The organism is Pseudomonas sp. JQ170C (genome assembly GCF_035581345.1).
Classification (GTDB): domain Bacteria; phylum Pseudomonadota; class Gammaproteobacteria; order Pseudomonadales; family Pseudomonadaceae; genus Aquipseudomonas.
On sequence record NZ_CP141608.1, the window covers coordinates 1,780,803 to 1,792,998 of the forward strand.

Consider the following 12,196-nt stretch of genomic DNA (forward strand, 5'->3'; position numbering starts at 1 on the left):
TTTGCTCCTGCAAGGTCAAATTGAGACTGCTGGGTCAGGGTCGAATCCGACCGGCTGCAATCGTTTTTAGAGGTGCCCTTGTACCCACGCGCAATCGCCGGGTTTGCCCCAGGCGACATTCTTTTCACCGGAGAGTAACGAGGAATCCATGAAGGTTCTTGTAGCTGTCAAACGAGTGGTCGACTATAACGTCAAGGTTCGCGTCAAGGCGGACAACTCCGGCGTCGACCTTGCTAACGTCAAGATGTCCATGAACCCCTTCTGCGAAATCGCCGTAGAAGAAGCCGTACGCCTGAAAGAGAAGGGTGTTGCGAGCGAAATCGTGGTCGTTACCGTAGGCCCGGCCACTGCTCAGGAGCAGTTGCGTACTGCCCTGGCACTGGGTGCCGACCGTGCTGTGCTGGTCGAGTCCGCCGACGAGCTGACCTCCCTGGCCGTCGCCAAGCTGCTCAAGGCTGTGGTCGACAAAGAACAACCTCAGCTGGTGATCCTTGGCAAGCAAGCCATCGACAGCGACAACAACCAGACCGGCCAGATGCTGGCTGCGCTGACCGGCTTCGCCCAGGGTACTTTCGCCTCCAAGGTTGAAGTTGCTGGCGACAAGGTCAACGTCACCCGTGAAATCGACGGCGGCCTGCAGACTGTTGCGCTGAACCTGCCTGCGATCGTCACCACCGACCTGCGCCTGAACGAGCCACGCTACGCGTCGCTGCCGAACATCATGAAGGCCAAGAAGAAGCCGCTGGAAACTGTTACTCCAGACGCGCTGGGCGTTTCCACTGCCTCCACCAACAAGACCCTGAAAGTCGAAGCGCCGGCTGCTCGCAGCGCAGGGATCAAGGTCAAGTCGGTTGCTGAACTGGTCGAGAAACTGAAGAACGAGGCGAAGGTAATCTAAATGACTATCCTGGTTATCGCTGAACACGAAAACGGTGCCGTAGCCCCGGCCACCCTGAACACTGTTGCTGCTGCCGCCAAGATCGGTGGCGACATCCACGTGCTGGTCGCAGGCCAGAATGTGGGTGGTGTAGCTGAAGCTGCAGCGAAAATCGCTGGCATTGCCAAGGTCCTGGTTGCCGATAACGCCGCTTACGCTCACCAACTGCCAGAGAACGTTGCTCCGCTGGTCGCTGAGCTGGGCAAAGGCTACAGCCACGTGCTGGCACCTGCCACCTCCAACGGCAAGAACATCCTGCCGCGCGTTGCTGCCCTGCTGGACGTCGACCAGATCTCCGAGATCATCTCGGTTGAATCGGCTGACACCTTCAAGCGCCCGATCTACGCCGGTAACGCCATCGCTACCGTGCAATCGAACGCTGCCGTCAAGGTCATCACCGTTCGCGCCACCGGCTTCGATGCCGTTGCCGCTGAAGGGGGTTCGGCTGCGGTTGAAGCCGTTGCCGCTGCCCACAACGCTGGCACCTCGGCGTTCGTCGGCGAAGAACTGGCCAAGTCCGATCGTCCTGAGCTGACCGCTGCCAAAATCGTCGTTTCCGGCGGTCGCGGCATGCAGAACGGCGACAACTTCAAGCACCTGTACGCCCTGGCCGACAAGCTCGGCGCTGCCGTCGGCGCTTCGCGCGCTGCGGTCGACGCAGGTTTCGTACCCAACGACATGCAGGTCGGTCAGACCGGCAAGATCGTTGCTCCTCAGCTGTACATCGCCGTCGGTATCTCCGGCGCGATCCAGCACTTGGCCGGCATGAAAGACTCCAAAGTGATCGTTGCGATCAACAAGGATGAAGAAGCGCCGATCTTCCAGGTGGCCGACTACGGTCTGGTGGCGGATCTGTTTGAAGCCGTACCTGAGCTGGAGAAGCTGGTTTAATCCCGCTGCTTCACTTATAAAGGGCCCGGTCCGGGCGGGTTGTGCAAGCCAGTCTTGCACAGCCCACCGGACCGGGCTTTTTTATTGCGCAAGAAGGGTAAGGAGTCGGTTGCATGGGATGGCTTGGCCGGATGAATACGGCGCTGTTGCTCGCTGCGGTGTTGCTGCCGTCGCAGGCAATGGCAGTGGGCAAGTGTGAGCGCCTGGTGGCCACCGGCAGTCCCGACGCACCGCCATATTTGTGGCGTGACCCCAAGGACCCCAAACACCTGATCGGCGCCAATGCCGATCTGCTCAACCAGGTTGCGACGCAGCTTGGGGTGAAAGTTGAAATTCTCTACAGCGGCACCCGCAGCGAGGCCCTTGAAGAGGTGCGCAGCGGGCGCGTGGACATGCTGATCGATGCCCCGCTGATGGCGGCAGAGCTGACGGCCGTGGACTATGTTCACCCGCCGCTGATGCACAACGAGTATCTGGTGTGGACCCGTCACGATTCGCCGCTGGTCTACGATGGCCTGGCCGATCTGCACGAGCGCCAGGGCAGCCTGTCGCAAAAGTCGCGGCTGACACCCGAATTTGAAGCTTTCGCCAAGTCCAATTTGAAACTCTCGTCGGCACAGAACCTCACCCAGGCGTTCCAGCAGTTGCTGCTGGGCCAGGTGGAGTACGTGTTGGCCGGACGTTACTCCGGTATGGCCATGGCCCAATCGCTGGGTATGAGCAATGAGCTGGTGGCGCGCGGCTTGCCCCTGGATCGCCCGGGGTTGTATATAGCGCTGTCCCATAATTCGGCCTGCAATGACACCTGGATACGCGGACAACTGGCGAAAAAGCTGACAGAATTGCCGGCCTCCGGCGTGTCTCAGGCGGTGCTGCAACGCAATATCGAGCGCTGGAACGCGCAGATGCAGGCACCGCTGGATGCCCCTAAACAGTAGGAAGATTGAGTGAGAACCCAACCACTATTCGCCGCGCTGGCGCTACTGGCCTTGGCCGGATGTGCCAACGACCCGGCACCCAATGAGCAATTTCGCTTGTCTGAGCAGGCGCTTGAGCAGGCCAAGGCCGTCGGCGCAACCGAAGACGTGGCCGAGCTGAAGCTGGCCGAAGACAAAATGGCCAGGGCTCGGGTCAACATGACCAGTGAGTCTTACCGCGATGCCCGCATGCGTGCCGAGCAAGCAGAGCTTGATGCGCGCCTGGCCGAGGCGCGGGTGTTGACCAGCAAGAGCAAAGAGCAGCTGGACCTGCTGCAGTCGCGGGTCAATCGCCTGCGTAAACAGTTGGGGGAACAGCAGTGAGCTCGATCAAACCTATGGCGACCCTGCTGTTGGTCGGCCTCGTGGGCCTGCAGGGTTGTGCCAGCCAGCGCAGCGAATCGGCGCTCGATGATGCGACAGCCAAGTTCCAGACCGTAAAGGACGATTCCGACGTATTGCGCAGTGCGCCTCGGGATGTGATCCGCGCCGGTGAATCCCTGGCCCGTGCTGACCGTCTGTCAACCTATCTGGGCACCGGTGCCGATGTTCGCCACTACGCCTACCTGAGCGAGCGTTACAGCGACATCGCTCGCGAGCACACCAACCTTGTGCTGAATCAGGAGCGCCTGGCCAAGCTGGAACTTGAGCGCCAGCGGCTGCAACTGGCGCTGCGCGAAGCCAAGCTTGCCAGCGTTCAGCAGCAGGGCAAGTGGGTGGAGGCGCAGATTGTCAGCCTGGCCACCAGCGAGGGTGACCGCGGTCTGGTGATGACCCTGGGGGATGTGTTGTTCGATACCGGTCGTGCAGAGTTGAAGAACTCAGCCAGCCGTACCGTACTCAAGCTGGTGCAGTTCCTGCAGCTCAACCCCAAGCGTATCGTGCGTATCGAAGGCTACACCGACAGCACCGGCGCACCGGAAGACAACCTCAAATTGTCCCGTGATCGAGCCCAGGCCGTAGCGGATATGCTGGTCGACCTGGGTGTCGACGAGAAGCGCATCCAGGTTGAAGGTTATGGCGACCAGTACCCCGTCGAAGCCAATGCCTCCGAGCGGGGCAGGGCGCAGAATCGCCGGGTCGAGATTGTGTTCTCCGACGACAAGGGCAAGCTCGGCGCTGCACGCTGAGGCGGCACTATAAAAAACCCGACGAGTGACCTCGTCGGGTTTTTTTGTGGCCTGTGAAAGGGTCGACAGCAGGCGCTGTCACACAACTGTATTGTCTACTATTCTGCAATCTGTCCCAGTACACTTTGCAACTGTTCCGGTATTCTGGCTCGAAAATCGAGTCGTACAACAATAACTACATTGCCTGCGTGTCGAGTACCCATCATGACGAACCTGCTGCTCTATCAACGCATCGCCCAGCAACTGGCCGAAGATATCCGGCGCGGTGTGTATCAGCCGGGTGAGCGCGTGCCGTCGGTGCGCAAAATGAGTTCGCAGCTCAATGTCAGTCATGCCACGGTGCTGCAGGCCTACGCCAATCTCGAAGACCAGGGGCTTATCCGCGCCCGGCCGCAGTCTGGCTACTACGTGCACCAGACGCCCGCGCTGACCGCGCAAACCCCGGACATCGCCAGGGTAGAGCGACCAGGCCTGGTGACCCGCAGTAGTATCATCCAACAAGTATTGACCGAGGCCCGGCGCGACGGCGTGTTCCCGTTCGGCGCAGCGGTGCCGCATGTGGACTACCTGCCGGTGCGTGCGCTGCACCAGCAATTGGCCAAAGTCACACGCTTTCATAGCCCTCGGGCCTTCAGCTACATGTTCAGCCCGGGGTTCGAGCCCTTGCGCCGACAGATTGCCATTCGTATGCGCGATGCCGGAGTGGTGGTTGATCCCAGTGAGGTGGTCGTCACCCACGGTTGCGTCGATGCCCTGCAAATGTCGTTGAGGGTGTTGACCAAGCCTGGCGATCTGATTGCCGCGGAATCACCTACTTATTATGGCCTGCTGCAGTTGGCAGACCTGCTGGGGCTCAAGGTCATTGAAATTCCCAGCGATCCGTCGACCGGTATCAGCCTCGAGGCGCTGCAACTGGCAGCCAACCAGTGGTCGATCAAGGCCTTGGTGTTGACCGCGCGCCTGAGTAATCCGCTCGGTGGCACCATTCCCGAAGATCGCCAGAAGCAGCTGTTGCGCCTGGCCTCGGATTTCGACATTCAGATCGTCGAAGACGACATCTATGGCGAATTGATGTTCGAGCAGGGCAAGACCAAGGCGCTCAAGGCCTTCGATCGTCTGGGGCGAGTGATCTACTGTTCGAGCTTTTCCAAGACCTTGTCGCCGGGTGTGCGTATCGGCTGGATGATCGCGGGCAAATACCAGGCGGAAATCCAGCGCTTGCAGACCTTCACTACCCACTCCGCCTGCAGTGTGACCCAGATGGGAGTGGCCGCTTATCTTGAAAATGGCGGTTATGACCGGCACCTGCGCTACATCCGCCAGGAGTACCGGAAAAACCTCAGCGCCTATCAGTTGGCGGTGCAGCAGCACTTCCCCGAGGGCACCCAAATGACCCGGCCGACCGGCGGGTTCATTCTCTGGGTGAGCTTGCCTGGGCGGGTCAACACTCAGGAGCTACATGTGCGTGCACTGCAGCAGGGGATCAGCATTGCGCCGGGGCTGATCTTCAGCAATACAGAACAGTTCAACCACTGTATTCGCTTGAACTGTGGTATTCCGTGGAACCGCGAGGCGGAGCGTGCCTTGATGACCTTGGGGATGTTGGCCAGTCAGTTGTGCCAGGAGACCGGTTCCGCCGGTTTCTTCTGACTTGCCAGTTTTCTCGGGAACGCGGAGCATAGACACTTTAGAGAATGTTCGTCGGTGTCTATGAAAGCGTTGCGTGGTGTCGGCCTGATCCTGTGTTTGCTGGGTGTTTGGGTTGGCAGCGGCTCGGTAATGGTTCAGGCGGCGCCCGAGGCGGGGGCGTCGGCGACGGAAAAAGTCCATTCGGCCGAAAAAGCCAAGCCGCCAGTGCGGCACAAGGCGACAAAGCCCGCCAAGCCGGCACCCGAGCCCCTGCCCAGCGCCAGGGTTGATCTCAGTCTGCCTGCCGAGATGGTCAAGGACCTCAAGCCTGCATCCCAGGACCCGGTGTCGACGCCAAAACCGTTACTGCCTTATCTGTTTGGTGAAAAACCACCCTCCGACAGCCCGTTTCAGCTCAACGGCCGGTTGTTGAGCAACGAAATGCAGCTGCAACTGCGCAACGATGCCCGTCAGGAAATCGAAGGCGCCGCCATCGAGTTCGAGTTCAAGCAATAACTGCGATGACCCATCAGTCACCGGATGTCCGGTGATTTTTCGTTTTTTGAAGAATTTCAAACGCCTGTTTAAGCGCGTACTATCCAGGTTCAATCATCATTTGTTACACCGAGGATTCTGTTGTCATGAACTGCCGTGAAGGTTGTGGCGCCTGTTGCATAGCGCCCTCCATCAGTTCCGCGATCCCCGGCATGCCCAAGGGCAAGCCGGCGGGTGAGCGTTGCCTGCACCTGTCGGTCGCTAATCTGTGTGGATTGTTCGGCAAGCCCGAGCGGCCAGCGGTATGTGGCGGCTTCAAGGCCGATGTGGAGGTGTGCGGCAGCGATCGCGACGAGGCGATCAGAATCCTTGGCTGGCTGGAGCAAATGACGGCAGCCTGAAACGCGGATCTTCGACAATAAGGAACAATAGAATGGGATCGTTTAAGCAAGTGGCAGTGGTCATCGGGTTGAGCGCAATGCTGGCACCGCTGGCGCATGCCGATGACTGGAAAGTGGCCAAGGATGAAGACGGCATCAAGATTTCGCTGAGCGAAGTGGCCGGTTCCGAGTACAAGGCCTACCGTGGCGTCACCGTGATCAAGGCGCCGCTGGCCAAGGTCAAGGCGTTGCAGGAAGACGTGGTCGGCGCTTGCGCGTGGATTCATGAATGCAAATCGCAAAAATTGCTCAAGCACGAAGGCGACCAGACCTGGACCTACACCCAGTTCAATACCCCGTGGCCGGTAACGGCGCGTGATTCGATCCTGCATGTCACCACGACCCAGGATGCCGATGGAAGCCTGACCCGCAAGCTTGAGGGGGTGCCCAAGTACCAGCCCGAGGAGAAGGGTTTTGTGCGTGTGTCCCAGGTTGAGGGTTTCTGGAAGCTGGTGCCCAAGGGCGATACCACTGAAGTGACCTACCAGGTGCACACCGAGCCTGGCGGCAGCGTGCCGTCTTGGTTGGCCAACAAGTTTGTGGTGGATGCGCCGTTCAATACGTTGAAGGCGTTGAAGGCGAAGGCTGAGAAACAGTAAGCGTACAGTTTCTGAAAGTTGGGCCGCAGGCTCAACTGTGATTGCGGGTCAGGCGAGGTTCTGGCTTGCCCCGCGAATAAAAAAGGCTGCCCTGGGGCAGCCTTTTTTTTGCGTTCGGCCCAAAGGCTTACTTGCGGTCTTCCAGCTTGGTGATGTCGCGCGACTCGTAGCCGGTGTACAGCTGGCGAGGGCGGCCGATCTTGTAAGGGCTGGAGAGCATTTCTTTCCAGTGCGAGATCCAGCCGACGGTCCGCGCCAGGGCGAAGATCACGGTGAACATGCTGGTCGGAATGCCGATCGCCTTGAGGATGATCCCCGAGTAGAAGTCGACGTTCGGGTACAGCGAGCGCTCGATGAAGTACGGATCGGTGAGAGCGATCTCTTCCAGGCGCATGGCCAGTTCCAGCTGCGGATCGTTCTTGATGCCCAGCTCGCGCAGGACTTCGTCGCAGGTCTGCTTCATCACGGTGGCGCGTGGGTCGCGGTTCTTGTAGACGCGGTGACCGAAGCCCATGAGCTTGAACGGATCGTTCTTGTCCTTGGCCTTGGCGATGAACTTGTCGATGTTGGAGACATCGCCGATTTCATCGAGCATGGTCAGTACGGCTTCGTTGGCACCGCCGTGAGCCGGGCCCCAGAGTGCGGCGATACCGGCAGCGATACAGGCGAACGGGTTGGCGCCCGAAGAACCGGCCAGGCGGACGGTCGAAGTCGAGGCGTTCTGTTCGTGGTCGGCGTGGAGGATGAAGATCCGGTCCATTGCCTTGGCCAGTACCGGGCTGATCGGTTTGATCTCGCACGGGGTGTTGAACATCATGTGCAGGAAGTTTTCCGCGTACGACAGATCGTTGCGCGGGTACATCATGGGCTGTCCCATGGAGTACTTGTACACCATCGCTGCCAGGGTCGGCATCTTGGCGACCAGGCGAACGGCGGAGATTTCGCGGTGCTGCGGGTTATTGATGTCCAGCGAGTCATGGTAGAACGCCGACAGGGCGCCAACCACGCCGCACATGACGGCCATCGGGTGGGCGTCGCGGCGGAAGCCGTTGAAGAAGGACTTCAACTGCTCGTGCACCATGGTGTGGTTCTTGACGGTGCTGACGAACTGGGCCTTCTGCTCGGCATTTGGCAGCTCGCCGTTGAGCAGCAGGTAGCAGGTCTCGAGATAATCGGATTTCTCGGCGAGCTGTTCGATCGGATAGCCGCGATGCAGCAGGATACCCTTGTCGCCGTCGATGTAAGTGATCTTCGACTCGCAGGATGCGGTCGCCATGAAACCAGGGTCGAAAGTGAAGTGACCCGTGGCCCCCAACCCTCTAACGTCGATAACATCGGGACCAACGGTGCCGGTTAAAATGGGCAGCTCGACGGGGGCTGCGCCCTCGATGACCAACTGCGCTTTTTTGTCAGCCATGTGGCCTCCTATTAATGCTTGAAATCATCAGACAGACCCCCCACGCAGGGCCCGCACCACTATAGTGAGATAAATTTGAATGTCAATTTGCCTAAAGCACGGTTGTAAAGGGCTCTGGGCGCTGTTTTTCCTCGAAATTACCGCCCGTTTACGCCTTTTGTCCGTTAAAGGCAATGCGCTATTTGGGCTAGGTCTTCGCGTTGTCATTAGTAGCCTAACTGTCTATAATCGGCCCCCGACCGCCAGGGGCTTGCAAGCCCGTGTTGCTGGGGTCGTCACTCCCTGGGTGGTGGGTACCTGACCAGTACACTTACCAACAACTTTGCCCTGCTTGCTAGGGGCTCTTCAGTGTGAAAAAAGCCGTGAAAAGCCAACGACCTGTAAACCTAGACCTAAGGACCATCAAACTCCCCATTACCGGCGTTACGTCATTCCTTCATCGTGTTTCCGGCATCATCCTCTTCCTGGGCCTTGGCATCATGCTTTATGCATTGGGCAAATCCCTGGGTTCGGAGGAAGGTTTCGCCGAGGTGAAGGCATGCTTGACCAGTCCGCTGGCCAAGTTCGTGGCATGGGGCCTCCTGTCCGCCTTGCTGTATCACTTGGTAGCCGGTGTGCGCCACTTGATCATGGACATGGGCATCGGTGAAACGCTGGAAGGCGGAAGACTGGGCTCGAAAATTATCATCGCCGTCTCTGTGGTGGTGATCGTGCTGGCAGGAGTTTGGATATGGTAACCAACGTCACGAACCTCTCGCGTTCGGGCCTCTATGACTGGATGGCGCAGCGCGTTTCTGCGGTCGTTCTCGCGGCTTATTTCATTTTCCTGATCGGATACCTGGTCGCGCACCCGGGCATCGAGTTTGCCCAGTGGCACGCTCTGTTCTCCAGCAATGCGATGCGTATCTTCAGTCTGCTGGCCCTGGTTGCCCTGGGCGCTCACGCCTGGGTCGGCATGTGGACCATTGCCACCGACTACCTGACGCCGATGGCGCTGGGCAAGTCGGCGACTGCCGTACGTTTCCTGTTCCAGGCGGTATGTGGTGTCGCGATGTTCGCGTACTTCGTCTGGGGTGTGCAGATTCTCTGGGGTATCTGATTCATGGCTAACATTCCAACGATTTCATTCGACGCCATCATCATCGGTGGTGGCGGTGCTGGCATGCGCGCTGCGCTGCAGCTGGCTCAGGGCGGTCACAAGACTGCCGTGATCACCAAGGTGTTCCCGACCCGTTCGCACACTGTATCGGCCCAGGGTGGCATCACCTGCGCCATCGCTTCGGCCGACCCGAACGATGACTGGCGCTGGCACATGTACGATACCGTCAAGGGTTCCGACTACATCGGTGACCAGGACGCTATCGAATATATGTGTCAAGAAGGCCCTGCAGCCGTATTCGAGCTGGATCACATGGGTCTGCCGTTCTCGCGTACCGAAACCGGCCGTATCTACCAGCGTCCATTCGGTGGTCAGTCCAAGGACTACGGTAAAGGTGGCCAGGCCGCCCGTACCTGTGCAGCTTCCGACCGTACCGGTCACGCGCTGCTGCACACCCTGTACCAGGGCAACCTGAAGGCAGGCACCACCTTCCTGAACGAGTACTACGCTGTTGACCTGGTGAAGAACCAGGAAGGCGCGTTCGTCGGTGTGATCGCTATCTGCATCGAAACCGGCGAAACCCTGTACATCAAGTCCAAGGCCACCGTATTGGCCACCGGCGGTGCAGGCCGTATCTACGCCTCCACCACCAACGCTCTGATCAACACCGGTGACGGTGTCGGCATGGCGCTGCGTGCAGGCGTTCCGGTGCAAGACATCGAGATGTGGCAGTTCCACCCAACCGGCATCGCCGGCGCCGGTGTGCTGGTTACCGAAGGCTGCCGTGGTGAGGGTGGTTACCTCATCAACAAGCACGGCGAGCGTTTCATGGAGCGTTATGCGCCCAACGCCAAGGACCTTGCAGGTCGTGACGTTGTGGCCCGTTCCATGGTCAAAGAGATCATCGCCGGCAACGGCTGTGGCCCTGACGGCGACCACGTGATGCTCAAGCTCGACCACCTGGGTGAAGAAGTACTGCACAGCCGCCTGCCAGGCATCTGTGAACTGTCCAAGACCTTCGCTCACGTCGACCCTGTTGTCGCGCCAGTACCGGTCGTCCCAACCTGCCACTACATGATGGGCGGCGTTGCCACCAACATTCATGGCCAGGCAATGACCCAGGACGCCGATGGCGTAGATCAGATCATCCCTGGTCTGTTCGCGGTAGGTGAAGTGGCGTGCGTATCGGTTCACGGTGCCAACCGTCTGGGCGGCAACTCGCTGCTCGACCTGGTGGTCTTCGGTCGTGCTGCCGGCCTGCACCTGGAAAAGGCGCTGACCGACGGTATCGAATACCTCGACGCCAGCGACACCGACATCGATGTTGCCCTGAGCCGCCTGAACAAGCTCAACGAGCGCAACACCGGCGAAGACGTGGCTACCCTGCGTCGCGAGCTGCAAAGCTGCATGCAGAACTACTTCGGTGTATTCCGTACTGGCGAATACATGCAGAAGGGTATCGAGCAACTGGCCCAGCTGCGCGAGCGTATCGCCAACGTCAAGATCAACGACAAGTCCCAGGCCTTCAACACCGCGCGTATCGAAGCGCTGGAGCTGCAGAACCTGCTGGAAGTCGCTGAAGCCACTGCAATTGCTGCAGAAGTCCGTAAAGAGTCCCGCGGCGCTCACGCCCGTGAAGACTTTGAAGACCGTGACGACGAAAACTGGCTGTGCCACACCCTGTACTTCCCGGGCGAGAAGCGGGTTGCCAAGCGCGCTGTCAACTTCGCGCCGAAAACCGTACCGGCGTTCGAGCCAAAAGTCCGGACTTACTAAGGGGTGGTCGCTATGTTGCAAGTCGAAGTCTATCGTTACAACCCCGATACCGACTCTGCGCCGAAAATGCAGACGTTCCAGGTCGATACCGGTGGCAAAGACCTGATGGTGCTGGATGTCTTGGCACTGATCAAAGAACAGGATGAAGGTTTCTCGTATCGTCGTTCTTGCCGCGAAGGTGTTTGCGGTTCCGACGGTATGAACATTAACGGCAAGAACGGTCTGGCCTGCATCACGCCGCTGTCGGCAGTGGTCAAGCGTAACAAGCTGGTCGTCCGTCCGTTGCCTGGATTGCCGGTTATTCGTGACCTGGTCGTCGATATGAGCATCTTCTACAAGCAGTACGAGAAGGTGAAGCCTTTCCTGCAGAACGACACGCCGGCTCCGGCCATCGAGCGTCTGCAGTCGCCTGAAGAGCGTGAAAAGCTGGACGGTCTGTACGAGTGCATCCTGTGCGCTTGCTGCTCGACGTCTTGCCCATCGTTCTGGTGGAACCCCGACAAGTTCCTCGGTCCAGCTGCACTGTTGCAAGCCTATCGCTTCCTGGCCGACAGCCGTGACACCAAGACCCAGGAGCGTCTGGCTTCGCTGGACGACCCGTTCAGTGTGTTCCGCTGCCGCGGAATCATGAACTGCGTAAACGTTTGCCCTAAAGGTCTGAACCCGACCAAGGCAATCGGTCACGTACGTAACATGCTGCTGCAAAGCGGTACCTGATTTTAAAGTGTTGTACCCGTAGCACGCCGAGGTGCGGGCCTTTGCCCGCACCAAGGTGAAACTCGAGCAAGGGCTCATAAAGCCCGAGC

At 59.2% G+C, this 12,196-nt stretch carries 14 protein-coding genes; 13 read left to right on the forward strand and 1 reads right to left on the reverse strand.

The genetic code is table 11. The annotated features are described in order from the left end of the window. The first annotated feature begins 148 nt into the window (after window positions 1-148). The 9 genes from U9R80_RS08265 (at window position 149) to U9R80_RS08305 (ending at window position 7,098) form a co-directional block, all read left to right on the forward strand. Window positions 149-898 (forward strand): electron transfer flavoprotein subunit beta/FixA family protein, encoded by a 750-nt coding sequence (locus U9R80_RS08265; protein WP_028945368.1) that lies wholly within the window; start codon window positions 149-151, stop codon window positions 896-898. Then, window positions 899-1,828: an electron transfer flavoprotein subunit alpha/FixB family protein gene (locus tag U9R80_RS08270; protein ID WP_324804814.1), complete on the forward strand. Its 930-nt coding sequence runs from the start codon at window positions 899-901 to the stop codon at window positions 1,826-1,828. Between the two features lie 113 nt (window positions 1,829-1,941). After that, window positions 1,942-2,766, forward strand: a complete 825-nt coding sequence (locus tag U9R80_RS08275; protein WP_442964945.1) for a substrate-binding periplasmic protein — start codon at window positions 1,942-1,944, stop codon at window positions 2,764-2,766. Window positions 2,767-2,775: 9 nt separating this feature from the next. Next, a complete protein-coding gene (locus tag U9R80_RS08280) occupies window positions 2,776-3,129 on the forward strand; it encodes a DUF4398 domain-containing protein (RefSeq protein WP_301842931.1) in 354 nt (117 codons plus the stop codon). A gap of 14 nt (window positions 3,130-3,143) precedes the next feature. After that, a complete protein-coding gene (locus U9R80_RS08285) occupies window positions 3,144-3,935 on the forward strand; it encodes an OmpA family protein (protein ID WP_301842935.1) in 792 nt (263 codons plus the stop codon). A 204-nt stretch (window positions 3,936-4,139) separates the two neighbouring features. Then, window positions 4,140-5,585: an aminotransferase-like domain-containing protein gene (locus U9R80_RS08290; protein ID WP_301842930.1), complete on the forward strand. Its 1,446-nt coding sequence runs from the start codon at window positions 4,140-4,142 to the stop codon at window positions 5,583-5,585. A gap of 60 nt (window positions 5,586-5,645) precedes the next feature. Continuing rightward, on the forward strand, window positions 5,646-6,080 hold the full coding sequence (locus U9R80_RS08295) for a translation initiation factor 2 (protein WP_301842928.1): 435 nt from the start codon (window positions 5,646-5,648) through the stop codon (window positions 6,078-6,080). 125 nt (window positions 6,081-6,205) lie between these two features. Continuing rightward, entirely contained in the window at window positions 6,206-6,460 is a 255-nt protein-coding gene (locus U9R80_RS08300; RefSeq protein ID WP_301842926.1) for a YkgJ family cysteine cluster protein, read from the forward strand. A 32-nt stretch (window positions 6,461-6,492) separates the two neighbouring features. Continuing rightward, window positions 6,493-7,098 carry an START domain-containing protein gene (locus U9R80_RS08305; RefSeq protein ID WP_301842925.1) on the forward strand — a complete coding sequence of 202 codons (606 nt, stop codon included), beginning with the start codon at window positions 6,493-6,495 and terminating at the stop codon, window positions 7,096-7,098. 127 nt (window positions 7,099-7,225) lie between these two features. On the opposite strand, the gene gltA is transcribed toward U9R80_RS08305, so the two are convergent. Continuing rightward, window positions 7,226-8,515: a citrate synthase gene (gene gltA / locus U9R80_RS08310; protein WP_038613122.1), complete on the reverse strand. Its 1,290-nt coding sequence runs from the start codon at window positions 8,513-8,515 to the stop codon at window positions 7,226-7,228. 350 nt (window positions 8,516-8,865) lie between these two features. Here gltA and sdhC point away from each other — a divergent pair, with 350 nt between their 5' ends. Genes sdhC through U9R80_RS08330 form a run of 4 tightly spaced genes read left to right on the forward strand, consistent with a single transcriptional unit; the run spans window position 8,866 to window position 12,107 of the window. Then, a complete protein-coding gene (sdhC, locus tag U9R80_RS08315) occupies window positions 8,866-9,252 on the forward strand; it encodes a succinate dehydrogenase, cytochrome b556 subunit (RefSeq protein ID WP_174446946.1) in 387 nt (128 codons plus the stop codon). Further along, window positions 9,246-9,614: a succinate dehydrogenase, hydrophobic membrane anchor protein gene (gene sdhD / locus U9R80_RS08320; RefSeq protein ID WP_301842921.1), complete on the forward strand. Its 369-nt coding sequence runs from the start codon at window positions 9,246-9,248 to the stop codon at window positions 9,612-9,614. Before sdhC ends, sdhD begins: the two co-directional genes overlap by 7 nt. A 3-nt stretch (window positions 9,615-9,617) precedes the next feature. Next, entirely contained in the window at window positions 9,618-11,390 is a 1,773-nt protein-coding gene (gene sdhA / locus U9R80_RS08325; RefSeq protein WP_301842920.1) for a succinate dehydrogenase flavoprotein subunit, read from the forward strand. Window positions 11,391-11,402: 12 nt separating this feature from the next. Then, on the forward strand, window positions 11,403-12,107 hold the full coding sequence (locus tag U9R80_RS08330) for a succinate dehydrogenase iron-sulfur subunit (RefSeq protein ID WP_274118469.1): 705 nt from the start codon (window positions 11,403-11,405) through the stop codon (window positions 12,105-12,107). Window positions 12,108-12,196: the final 89 nt, after the last annotated feature.